Source organism: Streptomyces sp. NPDC127084 (genome assembly GCF_042724175.1).
GTDB lineage: Bacteria > Actinomycetota > Actinomycetes > Streptomycetales > Streptomycetaceae > Streptomyces.
In genome coordinates this window covers 4,997-20,823 of the sequence record NZ_JBHXFA010000130.1, presented here as the reverse complement: position 1 = coordinate 20,823, position 15,827 = coordinate 4,997, and the positions used below count along the sequence as shown (strand labels likewise).

Genomic DNA, 15,827 nt, shown 5'->3' with positions numbered 1-15,827 from the left:
GGGGGGGGGGGGGGCCCCCCCCCGGCAAAATTACTTGGCCTTCTCGAGGATCTCGACGACGCGCCAGCGCTTCGTCGCGGACAGCGGCCGGGTCTCCATCAGGAGGACGCGGTCGCCGACACCCGCGGCGTTCTGCTCGTCGTGCGCCTTGAGCTTGTTGGTACGGCGGATGACCTTGCCGTACAGCGCGTGCTTGACGCGGTCCTCGACAGCGACGACGACGGTCTTGTCCATCTTGTCGCTGACGACCAGACCCTCGCGGGTCTTGCGGAAGCCGCGCTCCTCGGTCTTGTTCTCAGTCACGTTGCTCTCGCTCATCAGGCGCTCTCCACCGTCTCGATGCCCAGCTCGCGCTCACGCATCAGGGTGTAGATCCGGGCGATGTCCTTGCGGACGGCCTTCAGCCGGCCGTGGTTCTCGAGCTGGCCCGTCGCCGCCTGGAAGCGGAGGTTGAACAGCTCTTCCTTGGCCTCGCGGAGCTTGGCAACAAGCTCCTCGTTGCCCAGCTCGCGCAGCTCGGACGCCTTGGTACCGGCCGACATCACGCTTCACCTGCCTCGCGCTTGACGATCCGGCACTTCATCGGCAGCTTGTGGGCCGCACGAGTCAGAGCCTCACGCGCAATCTTCTCGTTCGGGTAGGACAGCTCGAACATGACCCGGCCCGGGTGCACGTTCGCGACCCACCACTCCGGGGAACCCTTACCGGAACCCATGCGGGTCTCGGCGGGCTTCTTCGTCAGCGGGCGGTCCGGGTAGATGTTGATCCAGACCTTGCCGCCACGCTTGATGTGGCGGGTCATCGCGATACGGGCCGCCTCGATCTGGCGGTTGGTCACGTACGCCGGAGTCATGGCCTGGATGCCGTACTCGCCGAACGCAACCGTCGTACCACCCTTGGCCATACCGCGGCGCTTGGGGTGGTGCTGCTTGCGGTGCTTGACCCTACGGGGGATCAGCATTTCGGTCAGGCCTCCGTTCCGGTGCTCTCAGCCGGAGCAGCGGCAGCGGCCTCGGCCTTGGGGGCCTCGGCAGCGGCACTCTGCTGCGGCTTGCGACCGCGACCGCCACGCTCGCCACCGCGGCCACCACGGGCCGGGCGGTCGGCGCCGCCACGGGCCGGGCGGTTGCCGGCGCGGGCAGCGGCGTTCTCGGCGCGGACCTCGGCGATGTTCTTGACGTCGCCCTTGTAGATCCAGACCTTCACACCGATGCGGCCGAAGGTGGTCTTGGCCTCGAAGAAGCCGTACTCGACGTTCGCGCGGAGCGTGTGCAGCGGCACACGGCCCTCGCGGTAGAACTCCGAGCGGGACATCTCGGCGCCGCCGAGACGGCCACCACACTGGATCTTGATGCCCTTGGCGCCCGCCTTCATCGCCGACTGCATGCTCTTACGCATGGCGCGGCGGAAGGAGACACGGGAGGACAGCTGCTCGGCCACGGCCTGGGCCACGAGCTGAGCGTCGACCTCGGGGTTCTTGACCTCGAGGATGTTCAGCTGGACCTGCTTGCCCGTGAGCTTCTCGAGCTGACCACGGATCTTGTCGGCCTCCGCGCCGCGGCGGCCGATGACGATGCCGGGACGCGCGGTGTGGATGTCCACCCGCACGCGGTCACGGGTGCGCTCGATCTCAACCTTCGAGATACCGGCGCGCTCCATGCCGGACGTCAGCATCCGACGGATGGCGACGTCTTCCTTGACGTAGTCCTTGTACAGCTTGTCGGCGTACCAGCGGGACTTGAAGTCCGTGGTGATGCCGAGCCGGAACCCGTGCGGGTTTACCTTCTGGCCCATTACCGGGTTCCTTCCTTGCTGCTGACGACCACGGTGATGTGGCTGGTCCGCTTGCGGATCCGGTAGGCACGGCCCTGGGCGCGCGGACGGAACCGCTTCAGGGTCGGGCCCTCGTCGACGTACGCCTCGCTGATGAACAGCGTGCTGGCGTCCGTGTGGTCGTAGTTGTGCGCGGCGTTGGCGATGGCGCTGTCCAGCACCTTGCCAACCGGCACGCTCGCGGCCTGCGGGGCGAAACGCAGGACCGCCTGAGCCTCCGTGGCATCCATGCCACGGATGAGGTCCACCACGCGGCGGGCCTTCATGGGCGTGACGCGGATGTACCGCGCCTGGGCCCTGGCTTCCATGGTTGTCCCTTCGGTGTAAGTCATAGTCGTTCACACCCCGCGATTAGCGGCGCTTCGACTTCCGGTCGTCCTTGACGTGGCCGCGGAAGGTGCGAGTCGGCGAGAACTCGCCGAGCTTGTGGCCGACCATGGACTCGGTGACGAACACCGGGACGTGGGTCTTGCCGTTGTGCACCGCGATCGTGTGGCCCAGCATGGCCGGGACGATCATCGAGCGACGGGACCAGGTCTTGATGACGTTCTTGGTGCCGGCTTCGTTCTGGACGTCCACCTTCTTGATGAGGTGGTCGTCGACGAAGGGCCCCTTCTTGAGACTGCGCGGCATCTAAACCCGCTCCTAGCGCTTCTTGTTCGTCTTGCGGCGGCGGACGATGTACTTGTTGCTCGCCTTCTTGGGAGAACGAGTACGACCCTCCTTCTGACCCCACGGGGAGACCGGGTGGCGACCACCGGAGGTCTTGCCCTCACCACCACCGTGCGGGTGGTCGACCGGGTTCATGGCGACACCACGGACGGTCGGGCGGACGCCCTTCCAGCGCATACGGCCGGCCTTGCCCCAGTTGATGTTCGACTGCTCGGCGTTGCCGACCTCGCCGACAGTGGCGCGGCAGCGGACGTCGACCAGGCGGATCTCACCGGACGGCATGCGCAGGTGGGCCATGGAGCCCTCCTTCGCCAGCAGCTGCACGGAGGCACCCGCGGAGCGGGCGAACTTCGCGCCGCCGCCGGGCCGCAGCTCGATGGCGTGGATGGTCGTACCGACCGGGATGTTGCGCAGCGCCAGGTTGTTGCCGGGCTTGATGTCGGCACCGGGGCCGTTCTCGATCCGGTCGCCCTGGTTCAGGCCACGCGGGGCGATGATGTAGCGCTTCTCGCCGTCCGCGTAGTGCAGGAGCGCGATGCGCGCGGTGCGGTTGGGGTCGTACTCGATGTGCGCGACCTTGGCAGGCACGCCGTCCTTGTCGTGACGACGGAAGTCGATCACGCGGTAGGCGCGCTTGTGGCCACCACCCTGGTGGCGAACGGTCACACGACCGGCGTTGTTACGGCCGCCCTTGCTGTGCAGAGGGCGGACCAGCGACTTCTCCGGCGTGGACCGCGTGATCTCGACGAAGTCGGCGACGCTGGAGCCACGACGGCCCGGAGTCGTCGGCTTGTACTTGCGGATACCCATTTCTCAGTCCTCGTCCGATATTCGGACGATCCGGACCTCCGTCAGGAGGTCGGACCGCCGAAGATGTCGATACGGTCGCCCTCGGCGAGGGTCACGATGGCGCGCTTGGTGTTGGCGCGCTTGCCGAAACCGGTGCGGGTGCGCTTGCGCTTGCCCTGGCGGTTGATCGTGTTCACCCCGGTGACCTTGACCGAGAAGACCGCCTCGACGGCCTGCTTGATCTGGGTCTTGTTCGCACGCGGGTCGACGACGAACGTGTACTTGTTCTCGTCCAGCAGCGCGTAGCTCTTCTCGGAGACGACCGGCTTGATCAGCAGGTCGCGCGGGTCCGTGAAGGTCTTGCTGGTGATCGTGGCCTCGGACATCAGGCCTCGCTCCCTTCGGTCTCAGCGTTCTGTCCAGCAGGGGCGCCGGACACGAAGGACTCGAAGGCGGCCTGGGTGAAGACCACGTCGTCGGAGACGAGCACGTCGTACGTGTTCAGCTGGCCCGGCTCCAGGATGTGCACCTGGGGCAGGTTGCGGGCCGACAGCCACGCGGCCTCGTCGCTGCGGTCGACGACCAGGAGCAGGTTCTTGCGCTCCGAGATCTTGCCGAACAGCGTCTTGGCGGCCTTGGTGGAGATCGCACCCTCGACCACGCCGGAGACGACGTGGATGCGGGAGTGGCGGGCCCGGTCGGTGAGGGCACCGCGCAGGGCGGCGGCCTTCATCTTCTTCGGGGTCCGCTGCGAGTAGTCACGCGGCACGGGGCCGTGGACGACGCCACCGCCGGCGAACTGCGGAGCGCGGGTCGAACCCTGACGGGCGCGGCCGGTGCCCTTCTGGCGGTAAGGCTTCTTGCCACCACCACGGACTTCGCCGCGGGTCTTGGTCTTGTGCGTGCCCTGACGGGCAGCGGCCAGCTGCGCGACGACGACCTGGTGGATCAGCGGGATGCTGACCTTGGCGTCGAAGATCTCCGCGGGGAGCTCGACGCTACCGGCCTTGTCGCCAGCGGGCGAAAGGATGTCAATGGTGCTCATCGGTTACCTCAGGCCCCCTTGGCCGCGGTACGGACCAGGACGAGGCCGCCGTTCGGACCGGGAACCGCGCCCTTGATGAGCAGCAGACCCTTCTCCGCGTCAACGGCGTGGACGGTCAGGTTCTGGGTGGTGACCCGCTCGTTGCCCATGCGGCCCGCCATGCGGAGGCCCTTGAACACGCGGCCCGGGGTGGCGCAGCCACCGATGGAACCGGGCGAGCGGTGCTTGCGCTGGGTGCCGTGTCCGGCGCCGAGGCCACGGAAGTTGTGGCGCTTCATGACACCGGCGAAGCCCTTGCCCTTGCTCTTGCCGGTCACGTCGACCTTGACGCCGGCCTCGAACACCTCAGCGGTGATCTCCTGGCCGAGCGCGTACTCGGAGGCGTCCGCGGTGCGGATCTCGACGAGGTGGCGACGGGGGGTGACGTCGGCCTTGGCGAAGTGGCCCTTGAGGGGCTTGTTCACCTTGCGCGGGTCGATCTCGCCGAAGGCGATCTGGACCGACTCGTAGCCGTCGACGTCGTTCGTACGAACCTGGGTGACGACGTTGGGGCCGGCCTTGACGACGGTGACCGGAACAACGCGGTTGTTCTCGTCCCACACCTGCGTCATGCCGAGCTTCTCGCCCAGGATGCCCTTGATCTGCTTAGCCATCTCTCAGATCACCGGCCTCAGAGCTTGATCTCGATGTCGACACCGGCCGGAAGGTCGAGTCGCATCAGAGAGTCAACGGTCTTGGGAGTCGGGTCGAGGATGTCGATCAGGCGCTTGTGCGTGCGCATCTCGAAGTGCTCGCGCGAGTCCTTGTACTTGTGCGGCGACTTGATGACGCAGTACACGTTCTTCTCAGTGGGCAGCGGCACCGGGCCCGCGACCGACGCACCAGTGCGGGTCACCGTCTCGACGATCTTCTTCGCCGAGGAGTCGATGACCTCGTGGTCGTAGGCCTTGAGCCGGATGCGGATCTTCTGTCCCGCCATGGCTACTTCGTAGTCCTGTCTCTCGTAACGCTCTGACAACCCGGCGAGCTGTGCCTCCAGGAGCCCGCAAGGGCTCTCAGGACACCGTTCTCTCCGACCCACGCGGTCGGGCGTGTCGCACTCCCTCTACGCAGATATCCCGAAGGATTTCCCAACCAAGGGGGTGCGGACCCAAGGACCGCGAGCCGGAGGAAGAACACCTACCGGGTGCCTGGCCGGCACCCCGCTGACACTTCCCGGAAGATTCCCGTACTTCCACCCCTGATCAGAGGTGACGAGTACTGTGGGACTCGCTTCCGGTCCTCCCGGCGGGAGGCGCGCAGCATCGGCACTCAACCGAGCAACCCGGACAGTCTGCCATACGGCCCAGGCAGGGCGCCAATCGAGCGGAAGAGCGTACCCCTCCCGGGTCGGCTGTCAAACCGCGGCGCGCGAGGGCCCCTGCGGCTGGCGCGACACGCGGCCCGTGAGGACGGACTTCCCTGCTGTCACCCCATCCGCGGGACCCGGCCGCGCACACCACGCCCGACTTCCCTCGGGTTCCCTTGAACACCCTTGACCGACATCGCACACATTTACGGGCGATCAAGGCGCACTCGGTGCGGGCGCCGTAGGGCTGTGCCAGGCTGCCCGGGTGAACGATCACGGGATCCGATTCGTACCGAGGCGGACAAGCGCGCACTCCGAGGACGAGGGCCCTGTACCCGTCGGCGGACCTCCCAGGTACGCCCCCCAGACCCTCGGCCCCGTCCAGTACGTCACCGTCGCCCACGCCGACGGCGCCGTACGCGGTTATCTGTGGGTCAGCGACGAGGACGACGCCGCGGGCTGGGTCCCGCGGCGGACCGAACCCGACGGTGGCGGCGCGTGGGCCGTCCGGCTCCATGACGCCAAGGCGAGCGGTCTCACCCCCGTGGCGGCGCTGTCCGCGATGATCGAAAGCCCGCCCGACTCCTCCGAACACGTCGTGCCGGGCTCCCTCGCCACGGCGCCTGGCTCCGAGTCGGTCCGCGACCTCGCCGGGCACCCGCCCAGGTCGCGGCCGCGGCGCGCGGCGAGCGGGGTCCTGCTCGGGCTCGCGCTGGGTGACGCCATGGGCTATCCCACCGAGTTCCTGGACATGGAGCGGATCTCGGCCGCGTACGGCCCCTGGCACACGATGGAGATGCCGCTCTCCCCGGACGGCGTGGTCCGGGTGAGCGACGACACCCAGATGACGCTGGCCGTCGGAGAAGCCCTGGCGGAGGTCACCACGAGTCCGCACGGCAGCGGAGGCCCATGGGGAGCGGCGCAGGCCGTTCCGCCCGCCCGGGTCGAGGCAGCTCTGCGACGGCACTTCGTGACCTGGCTGCGCGCTCCCGACAACGACCGGGCGCCCGGCCAGACCTGCCTGGACGCGTGCGGCGCGCTGGAACGCGGCCTGCCCTGGCAGGACGCCACGGTCACCAGCTCCAAGGGCTGCGGAGCGAACATGCGGGTGGCTCCCGTCGCGCTGGTGCCCGGGCTGTCGTCCGAACAGCGTTCCGGGATCGCCCAGTTGCAGGCAGCGCTCACCCACGGCCACCCGACCGCGCTCGCGGCCAGCGACCTCACCGCCCACGCCATCTGGCTGCTCGCCCACGGATGCGCGCGCGACGCCCTCCTTCCCCAGTTGCGCCTCCACGCGCTCCAGTCCCGCCGCAGGTACCACGGCGACTGGCTCGGCGACCTGGCGCGCAAGGCCGGGGCACCGGACCCTGCCACCTATATCTCCTTCGGATGGGACGAGTGCCTCGACGCCCTCGACCGGGTGGCCGACGCGCTCCGCACCCCCGACCCGGATCTGGACCCGTGCCAGGCCGTCGGAGCCGGCTGGGTGGCCGAGGAGGCCCTCGCGACGGCTCTGTACTGCTTCCTCGTCGTCAAGGGCTACCGCCGTGCCCCGATTCAGCGGGGAGCGCACACCTCCGGGGACTCGGACTCGATCGCCGCTCTCGCCGGCGCCTTCGCAGGAGCGGCGAACGGGCCCAGGTACTGGCTGCCCGAGTGGACCGAGGTGCTCGAGTACGAGGACCGGATCCGCGCCCTCGGCCGTCTTTGGGACTGAGTCCGCGGGACCGAGTCCGCTGGGGCGGGCCCTCGGGGTCCGCTCCCGTCCGTCATCTTTCGGGCGGGCTCCCCACCCTCGCGAGTGAAATCGGCAAGTTACGCATTTTCAGAGCGGGTCGGCTTCCTAATCTCGTGGGCGCGAGCTGCCTGGCATGTGCCAGAGGCACTCGCGACCCCGACCGCAACCCGCAAGGACCCACATGGTCAGCTCGCCCCATGAGGCGATGCACCGCATCTTCCAGGAGTTCCCGGACCTCTTGTCCGGCGTCTCCAAGGTGCTGGGCGTCGATTTCCCCCAGCCCGTCTCGGTCACGGTCCTGCCCACCGACCTCACCGAGACCAGCCCCCTCGAACGCCGTCTCGACACACTGCTGCGGTTCGACGCGCGAAACGGCGAGTCATTCCTCCTCGCCGTGGAGGCCCAGGGCAAGAAGGACCCGCACAAGCCAGCGAGCTGGGCGTACTACGTGTCGTATCTGTACACGAAGTACCGCATGCCGCCGCTGCTCCTGGTCGTCTGCCAGGACCGGGCCACCGCGGAATGGGCCTCACGGCCCTTCGACATCGGCCCCCGCGAGTGGCCGGCGCTCACTCTGCGGCCCCTCGTGGCGGGCCCGCACAACCTGCCGGTGATCACTGATCCGGCCGAGACCCGCAAGGACCTCGTACTCGCGACGCTGGCGGCGATCACACACCGCGAGAATCCTGACATCGGCGCCATACTGAAAGCCGTGTCCACCGTCCTGCGGGAAACCCCGCAGGACATCGCCTACCCCGTCGTCGAACTCATCGCACAAGGCATGGGCACCCACCCTGCCGCAGAACAGTGGAGGAAGCTGGTGGCCGTGGACCTGTCTTTCTACAAGTCGCCCCTCTCCGAGGAGCTCAGGAGCGAGGGCCGCGCTGAAGGCCGGGCGGAGGGCCAGGCGAAGCAAGGGGCCGAGGACGTGCTGCTCGTCCTGGACCGGCGCGGCCTGGACGTCTCCGAAACGACACGTGCGCGCATCACCGCATGCGACGACCCGGAGATTCTGCGCACCTGGCTGATCAGGTCCGTCACCGCCTCGTACGCCGAGGAGATCTTCATCGACGAGCAGCCCAGGACCGCGTAGCCCCCACCGCCGGAGCGCGGACTCCCCGGACCGGGCGCACCGTGTGGCCGGGCCGGGCCGGGCCGTCCGCCCCGCTCTCCGCCTCGGCCCTCCCCCCTGTTCGCCGGTCGCCGGAATTCGTTGGAGCGGCCCTCCGCCCCGCTCCTACAGTGGCCGGGCACATCATCGCCACGGGGGGCCGGTCCATATGCGCACGCAGCAGCGACGCACGCACTATCCGAGGACACCGCATCTTCCGTGGTCGCCCGGGGCCTCGTCCGACGACGTACGCGTCGCGGATCTGCGCGGGCTGCGCGGCCGGGAGGTCGTGGTCACCGAGAAGCTCGACGGTGAGAACACCACGCTGTACGCGGACGGGCTGCACGCCCGGTCGCTGGACTCCGCGCACCATCCGTCCCGGGCCTGGGTGAAGGCCCTCCAGGGGCGGATCGCCGGGCGGATCCCGGCCGGGTGGCGGGTGTGCGGCGAGAACATGTTTGCCCGGCACTCGCTCGCGTACAGCGAGCTGGAGAGCTGGTTCTACGGCTTCTCGGTCTGGGACGAGGACGACGGCAGCCACGGCGGCCGGTGTCTGGACTGGGACCGGACCGTGGACTTCCTGCGCCAGCTCGGCATCCCCGTACCCCCGGTGCTGTGGCGGGGCGTGCTCGACCGGGACGCCGAGCGGACCCTGCGGGCCCTGAAGCCCGACACGGGCCGCCAGGAGGGATACGTCGTGCGCGGCGTCGAAGGCTTCACCCTGGAGGAGTTCGGGCAGCGGGTCGCCAAGTGGGTACGGGCCGGGCATGTGCGTACCGACGAGCACTGGATGCACGCGCCGGTCGTGGAGAACGGACTCGGGCACACCGCCGTCCTCTGGGACGCACGTTCAGGGGCGGCGGTCAGCCCCGAGGCACTGATGTACGCCGTGGGTGTGTCCGGAGCGGCCCCCCACCCCGCGACCGAGACCGCCACACGGCTCGATGCGCTCGGGGTGACGGGCGACGGCCGGCTCGCGGGCATCCTCGCCGGGCTGCTGCACGGGGGCCACCGGGGCACGCTGGCCGGGCGGCTCGCGTCCCCGCTCGGGCTTCCGCTCGCCCGCCGGGTGGCCGACCTGGTCGGGCTGTCTCCCCGGCTGCACCGCCCGTACCCGGACGAGGCCCGTAGGGCCGGGCTCATCCGGATGTCGTACGCCGTCGATCTCGATGTGCTGCACGCGGTCGCCGCCGCCACCGCACCGGACGCCGAGGCTCGCGAGCAGGTGGAGTGGTCCGCGCTGCACGCGTCCGAGTGGGAGCCACCGGACCAGGAGGCGCTGCGGGCAGCCTTCGCAGGACTGGAACCCCACGCGGCGGACCGCTGCCTCGCCGAGGCACGCGAGGCGTACGCGGAGGGCCGGATCAGGACCGCCGAGGAGGCTGTCGCCGCCACCTGGCGCTGGCGCTCCGGCGACTTCCCACGGCTGATCCAGTTGGTGGGCCCGTCAGGCAGCGGCAAGAGCAGTTTCGCCCGCGGTATCGCGGGAGTCGACGCGTATGTGAGCCTCGACGAGCTGCGCGAAGCCCGTGGCGCGCTCTGGGACCAGCGCGCCAATGGCGAGGTGCTGCGTGCCTCGCTGGACGCGCTCGACACCGCCCTCGCCACGGGTGGCACCGCGGTGTGGGACGCCACCTCCCTCAACCCGCACCAGCGGTCCCTGGTGCACGCGGTCGCCCGCCGCCGCGACGCGCTGATCACCCACGCGGTGGTGCTGGTGGACGACGACGAGATGGCGCGGCGCAACAACGCCCGCCCCCACCCGGTACCGGAGACCGTGCGCGCGGCGCAGCTGCGCCGGTTCGTCCCGCCGTACCCGGGTCAGGCGCACCGCACCTGGTACATCGGTGCGAGCGGGACCGTGGAAGAGGAGGCGTAAGTGCGTACGAGCGAGGAGATCTACCACCGGGTCCGCTGGGATGCCCGCTTCGACCCGGCCCGTTTCGTGGTCGGGATCCTTCAGCGCGGCGCCGCGCCCAAACGCGTACCCCTGGACGACTTCGTGCCAGGCGGGGAGATCCCCTGGCACCGGGTCCTGTTCTTCGAGGCGGACGGCGAGCTGGTCTGGGACCGTTCGACCGGCGTCGACCGGATCGACGCCACGGAGGCGGGTCGGGTACGGGATCCACGCCTGCTGCGGGCGCCGTACTTCACGGCGCGTACGCCGTACGTCTGGGACGCGGCGGCACACGGCTGGGTGCCCGCGTCGGCGCCGCCCCGGGGCATCCCCGCCACCGCCGGGCTGCGCGTGGTCACCTGGAACACCCTGTGGGACCGCTACGACAGCGAGCGCATCGACACCGCGCGGCGCCGGCCCCTGCTGCTGGCCGCGCTGCGCGAGGCGGACGCCGACGTCATCGCGCTCCAGGAAGTCGAGCCCGCGCTGCTCACCCTGCTGCTGGACGCGGCGTGGGTACGGGACGCGTACACCCTCGGCACCAGTCCGGACGGCAGGGAAGTGGACGACTGCGGGCTGCTGCTGCTCAGCCGGGTGCCGGTACGGGAGGCCGGCGCGCACGCGCTCGGCCCGCACAAGGCCGTCACGGCGATCGTCATGGAGACCGCCACAGGCCCGTTGGTCGCGGCCGTGACCCATCTGAGCAGCGACCATTCCGCGGGCGGTGCGCAGCGCCGCGAGTCGGAGCTGGTCGAGCTCGCCGAAGGCTTCGCCGGGGTGGCGGGCGATGTGCTGCTGCTCGGTGACTTCAACGAGGGCGGGGACCTGCCGGAGACGACCCTCGGTATGCGGGACGCCTGGACCGATGTGCATGGCCTCGCCGACGCCACGCCGACGTTCGACCCCGGGGTCAATCCGCTGGCCGCGGTCTCCTCCCTGTCGGGACGCGCGTCCCGGCTGGACCGGGTGCTGCTGCGCGCCGACGGGCTGAGGGCGGACGGCGCCGCCCTGCTCGGCGCGAGCCCGGCGGCGGACGGGCTCTATCCATCCGACCACTTCGGCGTCGCGGCCGATCTCAGCTTCGACGGTGCGGCCGCCACCGGCGGCGAGGTCCCGTCGGGAGTGCTCGACGCCCGCCCGACGCCGCGCACGGCGGTGGCATGGCTCCCGCCGCAGGAGGCGTGGGAGCCCATCCAGGACATCCGGCACGCCCACGACCCGCAGGTACGGCGCTGGCCGCCGCATGTGAACCTGCTGTTCGGCTTCGTACCCGAGTCGGACTTCGAGGCCGCCGCTCCCCTGCTGTCGGCGGCGCTCACGGGCATCGAGCCGTTCGAGGCACGGCTGTCGGGTGTGCACAGCTTCGGTCACCGGGACGACTCGACCGTATGGCTCGATCCGGCTGCCGGGGGCGAGGAGCCGTGGGTACGGCTGCGGCGTGCCCTGGAACAGCGCTTCCCCCGCTGCCGGGGCCGCCGGCAGGGCTTCACCCCGCACCTCAGCCTGGGCCGCACCGACGACCCGCACGCCCTGGTCGCGGAATGCGCCGCCCGGCTGGCGGACGCTCCGCAGCAGGTGCGCATCGGTGAGCTGGTGCTGCTGTCCCGCAGGGGCGATGAGCCGATGGGCGTACGGGCGACGGTCGCGCTGGGTACGGGCGAGCTCCGCTGGCTTCCGGAACCGGCGGCTGGTGGCGGTACGGAACTCGGGGACAGGCGCGGTACGACACCGGAGACCGATCCCGGTGATCGCATCGCGAACCCCGCCGAGGACGCCGAGGACATCGCCAGCGCCACCACCCAGCGGCTGGCGGCAGCGCTCGGCGGGCACCTCGGCGAGGACGGCAGGGGCGGCGAAGACGGCAGGGCCGGCCGGGTAGGCGGAGCCGTCCACGTGGTCGGCTCGCGGCGCATGGGCTGCGCTCTGCCCGGCGCCGATCTGGACCTGGTGGCGGTGCTGCCCGGTGCGGCACCGCTCGCGGAGGTACGGGCCCGGGTCATGGCCGCGCTGCCGGATGCCTCCGATGTGAGGGAGGTGGTGGGCGCGAGGGTGCCGGGGCTGCGGCTGCGTACCGAAGGGCTCACGGTCGACCTGGTGGTCGTCGCCACCGGAGCGCTGCCGCCCGCACAGGCCGTGGTACGGCGCGCAGAGCTGGGTGAGGCGGCCGCGATCGCCCTCAGCGCGGTCAGCGACGCGGACGCGGTGCTGGAACTGGCAGGCGCGGATCGGCAGCAGGCCCGACGCACCGCCTTCGCCCGGCTCGCGCGCGAGGTGAAGGCGTGGGCGATGGCCCGCGGGCTCGATTCGGCGCCGTTCGGCGGACTCCCGGGGCTGGCCTGGTCGCTGCTCGCGGCCCGTACCGTCCGCGACGCCGATCCCGCCACGCTCACCGACCCAGGGACGCTGCTGCGGCACTTCTTCGCCACCTGGGCTGCCCGGGACTGGGGGCGTGAGCCGGTCATGACCCCGAGCGCGCCGGTGCGCTCCTGCACCGACCAGGTCGGTGCAGGCGGCTGGGAACTGGTCGCCCAGGAGCTCTACCGCGCCTGGGAACTCCTGGAGGCCGCGGCGGAGTCGGGCGCCGACCCGTGGCCGGCGCTGCTCGAAGCCCCACCCCTGCATCGCAGGCACGCGGCCTGGGCCGTCGTGAGCGTGCCCTCCGGGCCCGAAGAGGGCCGGGTACGCGGCCGCATCCGCGCGCTGCTCGGCGAGCTGGAGGCATCGGGCGTATCCGACGCCCATGCCTGGCCGCGGCCGTTGGCGGCCGGCGACACCGATACCGGTGCGGCGCGGACTCGTTACGCCATCGGGCTGGGGGCCACGCCACCGGACCGCGACCGCCTCGGCGCCATCGCCGACCGCTGGCTGCGCGGTCTGCCCGGCACCGGACTCACCTGGGCCGGACCCGGTGAGGTGCCGACCCTGCCCGCCGGACCGGCGCTCCGGGCGTATGTGACGCGGGAGTACGGAGCAACCCGGACCTGAGAAAATCCGTCTGACTCAGCGCGGCGACGGGCTCGACCGGTCCGCAGCCCCGCGTCAGGGGAGATCACAGTACGCAGACGGTGCCTCGTAAACGCCCGCTGCGGGGGAAGCGGACGGAGCACGGCCATATGAACGACAGCGCTGCGCGAAGCATGCCCGCGGCAAGCCCCGCTGGCATATTCGATGAGGGCCGTGGCGCCCTCGCGGATACCCCTCGCACCCGCCCCCGCAGACGCTCCGTCGTCGCCGGCCTGGCGGGCGCCCTCACCGGAGTGACCGCGCTCTCCGGCCTCACCGCCTGCTCGGTGCCGGCACCGCGCCGTCCCACCCCGATGGCCGACCCCGCACCGGGTATGCCGATCGCCAGTTCGCACCGCGCGCAGTTGATGCAGATCCTCGCCCACCCCGACGACGACCTGTACTTCATGAACCCGGACACCCAGCGGATGGTGGACTCCGGAGTGCCGCTGCTCTGCGTGTACGTCACCGCGGGCGACCACGACGGCCGCAACCACGTACCCGGGGAGTCGGAAGTCCCCGCCGACCGCCCCGGCTACTCCTCCGCCCGCCACCAGGGCCTGCGGCAGGCCTACGCCACCCTGCTCGGCCTCGACAAGTTCACCCGCTGGCAGCGCGGGGTCACGACACTCCGGGGCGACCACCGCGCCGAGATCAACACACTCACCAACGGCCACCGCCGGGTGGAGCTGGTCTTCCTCAACCTGCCCATGCACACCCCCCGGCGCTGGGAGGCCCTCGGCAGCCTCTGGCACGACCGGGCGCTCGGTCTGCACACCGTGGTCGCCGCGGACTCGCCGCTGCGCAAGACCGTCTCGTACGACTACGACGAGCTGATCGACGTGCTCGTCGGGCTCATGGACGAGTACCGGCCCACGGTGGTCCAGACCCTGGACCCCGACCCGGACATCCAGCACAGCGACGAGGCCACCCGCAAGAAGGACAGCGAGCAGCCCGGCTACTCGGACCACCCCGACCACACGGCGGTCGCCTGCTTCAGCTGGGCCGCGCTGCTGCGCTGGGTCGCCGAGGCGACAAAGGACGGCGGCGAGGTGCCCGGCTTCGTCGCCACCGCCTTCCGCGGCTACTACAACCGCCACTGGCCCAAGAACCTGCCCCCGCGGATACTCCGCGACAAGGCCGCGCTGCTCGTGCCCTACGGTGGCGACCCGCAGTGGGACTGCGGCAACGCGTCGGGCTGCGGCGACTACAACGTGGGCGGCAGGCGCCCGTTGACCAACAAGAAGGGCTGGGTCCGCTCGACCCACCACCGCTTCCCGGGCGCGGGGCCGGTCGTCGCCACCGAGAAGGACGGGCGGCTGGCCGCTTACGGGGTGCTCGGGCTGCGTACCGTGCGCTGGCGTGAGACGGCTCCCGGCAGCGGGCAGTGGGGCGCCCCGCAGGACCTCGGTGGCGGGCCGCTCGCCCCGGCGCTGGGCTCGGCGGCGCTCCCGGACGGCCGCCGACTGCTGTTCGGGCTGCGCTTCGCCGCCCTCGGCGGCCATGGCAGCGAGAACCGGCGCGAGGTGGTGCTGCTCGAACAGCGTTCCGCGGGCGGGGAGTTCCTCGCCTGGCAGGGTCTGGGCAATCCGGAGCGGGACGATGACCGGGGCCGGCGTATCGGTGTGCCCGTCGCGGTGGCGTCCCCCGACGGGCGGGTGCATCTCTTCGTACGCAACGCGGACAAGGGCCTCAGCACGCGCGTCCGGGGCGCGGACGGGCGCTGGGACCGCTGGCGCGATCTCGGCGGCGCGGAGGTGCAGGACGGGCTGTCCGCGGTCGTGGACAGCGCGGGCCGGATCCATGTCTTCGCGGCGGGCCACGACACCGTGCACCACTGGGCGCAGGACCGGCTCGGCGGAGGGATCGCCTTCCAGCCGAACCGTCCGGGCGGGCTCCCCGTCCCAGGCGGCGCCCTCACCGCGCTGGCGACCGGCGACGGCGGGATCGAGCTCTACTACCGCGAGCCGGCGTCCGCCGCCGTGCTCGCCGTGCGGCCGGACACCTCCCCCGTTCGCCCGCGCACCGAACGCCTCGACGGCTACGGCACTCTCGAAGCGGCCGACAGCCCCAACGGCAGGGTGCTGCTCGGCCAGGACCTGGACGGCCGGGCCCTCATGCTGAGCGGCGACAAGCGGCTGACCCGCGTCCAAGGCGCCCAACCCCTCGGCTCCCCCACGCTCCACCTGGGCCGCTCGGGCGCTACCGCGGTCGGCATGGGCCCGGACGCCCGCCCGTGGACCTGGTACGCCGAGGGCGGCACACCCGGCTGATCTCCGGGCGCCCGGGCCCGTACAACGCGAAGAGGCCCCGCCCCCGACGGGGGGGGGGCCCGCGCGGGGGGGTGGGGTGGGGCGACCCGGGCCAAAACACGGTCATTAGGTTAAGTCT

Annotated in this window: 16 protein-coding genes; 5 read left to right on the top strand and 11 right to left on the bottom strand. The window is 71.0% G+C overall.

The window, feature by feature from the left end; genetic code table 11:
* Positions 1-30: 30 nt before the first annotated feature.
* Genes rpsQ through rpsJ form a run of 11 tightly spaced genes read right to left on the bottom strand, consistent with a single transcriptional unit; the run spans position 31 to position 5,318 of the window.
* On the bottom strand, positions 31-318 hold the full coding sequence (gene rpsQ / locus ACFWI9_RS25810; protein ID WP_387165424.1) for a 30S ribosomal protein S17: 288 nt from the start codon (positions 316-318) through the stop codon (positions 31-33).
* Positions 318-542, bottom strand: coding sequence for a 50S ribosomal protein L29 (gene rpmC / locus ACFWI9_RS25805; RefSeq protein ID WP_017949657.1), 225 nt, complete (start codon positions 540-542; stop codon positions 318-320). The genes rpsQ and rpmC overlap by 1 nt, the downstream gene beginning before the upstream one ends.
* Positions 542-961, bottom strand: a complete 420-nt coding sequence (gene rplP / locus ACFWI9_RS25800) for a 50S ribosomal protein L16 (protein WP_005313579.1) — start codon at positions 959-961, stop codon at positions 542-544. Before rplP ends, rpmC begins: the two co-directional genes overlap by 1 nt.
* A 5-nt stretch (positions 962-966) precedes the next feature.
* Positions 967-1,794, bottom strand: a complete 828-nt coding sequence (gene rpsC / locus ACFWI9_RS25795) for a 30S ribosomal protein S3 (protein WP_387165423.1) — start codon at positions 1,792-1,794, stop codon at positions 967-969.
* The gene (gene rplV / locus ACFWI9_RS25790) at positions 1,794-2,141 is read right to left on the bottom strand and encodes a 50S ribosomal protein L22 (protein ID WP_043264895.1); all 348 of its coding nucleotides are present in this window, start codon (positions 2,139-2,141) and stop codon (positions 1,794-1,796) included. The genes rpsC and rplV overlap by 1 nt, the downstream gene beginning before the upstream one ends.
* A gap of 43 nt (positions 2,142-2,184) precedes the next feature.
* Positions 2,185-2,466 (bottom strand): 30S ribosomal protein S19, encoded by a 282-nt coding sequence (gene rpsS, locus ACFWI9_RS25785; protein WP_003956461.1) that lies wholly within the window; start codon positions 2,464-2,466, stop codon positions 2,185-2,187.
* 12 nt (positions 2,467-2,478) lie between these two features.
* Positions 2,479-3,315 (bottom strand): 50S ribosomal protein L2, encoded by an 837-nt coding sequence (rplB, locus tag ACFWI9_RS25780; RefSeq protein WP_387165422.1) that lies wholly within the window; start codon positions 3,313-3,315, stop codon positions 2,479-2,481.
* A 41-nt stretch (positions 3,316-3,356) separates the two neighbouring features.
* A complete protein-coding gene (rplW, locus tag ACFWI9_RS25775; RefSeq protein WP_387165421.1) occupies positions 3,357-3,680 on the bottom strand; it encodes a 50S ribosomal protein L23 in 324 nt (107 codons plus the stop codon).
* Positions 3,680-4,339: a 50S ribosomal protein L4 gene (rplD, locus tag ACFWI9_RS25770; protein WP_387165420.1), complete on the bottom strand. Its 660-nt coding sequence runs from the start codon at positions 4,337-4,339 to the stop codon at positions 3,680-3,682. The genes rplW and rplD overlap by 1 nt, the downstream gene beginning before the upstream one ends.
* An 8-nt stretch (positions 4,340-4,347) precedes the next feature.
* Complete coding sequence (gene rplC, locus ACFWI9_RS25765) at positions 4,348-4,992, bottom strand: 50S ribosomal protein L3 (RefSeq protein WP_093656392.1); 645 nt, start codon at positions 4,990-4,992, stop codon at positions 4,348-4,350.
* 17 nt (positions 4,993-5,009) lie between these two features.
* Positions 5,010-5,318, bottom strand: coding sequence for a 30S ribosomal protein S10 (gene rpsJ / locus ACFWI9_RS25760; protein ID WP_003948644.1), 309 nt, complete (start codon positions 5,316-5,318; stop codon positions 5,010-5,012).
* Between the two features lie 1,066 nt (positions 5,319-6,384).
* On the opposite strand from rpsJ, the gene ACFWI9_RS25755 reads away from it, so the two are divergent.
* The 5 genes from ACFWI9_RS25755 (at position 6,385) to ACFWI9_RS25735 (ending at position 15,709) form a co-directional block, all read left to right on the top strand.
* The gene (locus ACFWI9_RS25755; RefSeq protein WP_387165425.1) at positions 6,385-7,404 is read left to right on the top strand and encodes an ADP-ribosylglycohydrolase family protein; all 1,020 of its coding nucleotides are present in this window, start codon (positions 6,385-6,387) and stop codon (positions 7,402-7,404) included.
* A 202-nt stretch (positions 7,405-7,606) separates the two neighbouring features.
* The gene (locus ACFWI9_RS25750; protein ID WP_387165419.1) at positions 7,607-8,518 is read left to right on the top strand and encodes a hypothetical protein; all 912 of its coding nucleotides are present in this window, start codon (positions 7,607-7,609) and stop codon (positions 8,516-8,518) included.
* A gap of 187 nt (positions 8,519-8,705) precedes the next feature.
* Positions 8,706-10,415, top strand: a complete 1,710-nt coding sequence (locus ACFWI9_RS25745; protein ID WP_387165418.1) for an RNA ligase family protein — start codon at positions 8,706-8,708, stop codon at positions 10,413-10,415.
* Positions 10,416-13,418: an RNA repair domain-containing protein gene (locus ACFWI9_RS25740; protein WP_387165417.1), complete on the top strand. Its 3,003-nt coding sequence runs from the start codon at positions 10,416-10,418 to the stop codon at positions 13,416-13,418.
* 128 nt (positions 13,419-13,546) lie between these two features.
* On the top strand, positions 13,547-15,709 hold the full coding sequence (locus ACFWI9_RS25735; RefSeq protein ID WP_387165416.1) for a PIG-L family deacetylase: 2,163 nt from the start codon (positions 13,547-13,549) through the stop codon (positions 15,707-15,709).
* Positions 15,710-15,827 lie beyond the last annotated feature (118 nt).

Coding starts and splice junctions, on each gene's coding strand:
- ACFWI9_RS25745 (WP_387165418.1), top strand. CDS start 8,706: ATGCGCACGCAGCAGCGACGCACGCACTATCCGAGGACACCGCATCTT.
- rplV (WP_043264895.1), bottom strand. CDS start 2,141: ATGGAAGCCAGGGCCCAGGCGCGGTACATCCGCGTCACGCCCATGAAG.
- rplD (WP_387165420.1), bottom strand. CDS start 4,339: ATGAGCACCATTGACATCCTTTCGCCCGCTGGCGACAAGGCCGGTAGC.
- ACFWI9_RS25735 (WP_387165416.1), top strand. CDS start 13,547: ATGAACGACAGCGCTGCGCGAAGCATGCCCGCGGCAAGCCCCGCTGGC.
- rpsQ (WP_387165424.1), bottom strand. CDS start 318: ATGAGCGAGAGCAACGTGACTGAGAACAAGACCGAGGAGCGCGGCTTC.
- rplP (WP_005313579.1), bottom strand. CDS start 961: ATGCTGATCCCCCGTAGGGTCAAGCACCGCAAGCAGCACCACCCCAAG.
- ACFWI9_RS25750 (WP_387165419.1), top strand. CDS start 7,607: ATGGTCAGCTCGCCCCATGAGGCGATGCACCGCATCTTCCAGGAGTTC.
- rpsJ (WP_003948644.1), bottom strand. CDS start 5,318: ATGGCGGGACAGAAGATCCGCATCCGGCTCAAGGCCTACGACCACGAG.
- rplC (WP_093656392.1), bottom strand. CDS start 4,992: ATGGCTAAGCAGATCAAGGGCATCCTGGGCGAGAAGCTCGGCATGACG.
- rplW (WP_387165421.1), bottom strand. CDS start 3,680: ATGTCCGAGGCCACGATCACCAGCAAGACCTTCACGGACCCGCGCGAC.
- rpsS (WP_003956461.1), bottom strand. CDS start 2,466: ATGCCGCGCAGTCTCAAGAAGGGGCCCTTCGTCGACGACCACCTCATC.
- rpsC (WP_387165423.1), bottom strand. CDS start 1,794: ATGGGCCAGAAGGTAAACCCGCACGGGTTCCGGCTCGGCATCACCACG.
- rpmC (WP_017949657.1), bottom strand. CDS start 542: ATGTCGGCCGGTACCAAGGCGTCCGAGCTGCGCGAGCTGGGCAACGAG.
- rplB (WP_387165422.1), bottom strand. CDS start 3,315: ATGGGTATCCGCAAGTACAAGCCGACGACTCCGGGCCGTCGTGGCTCC.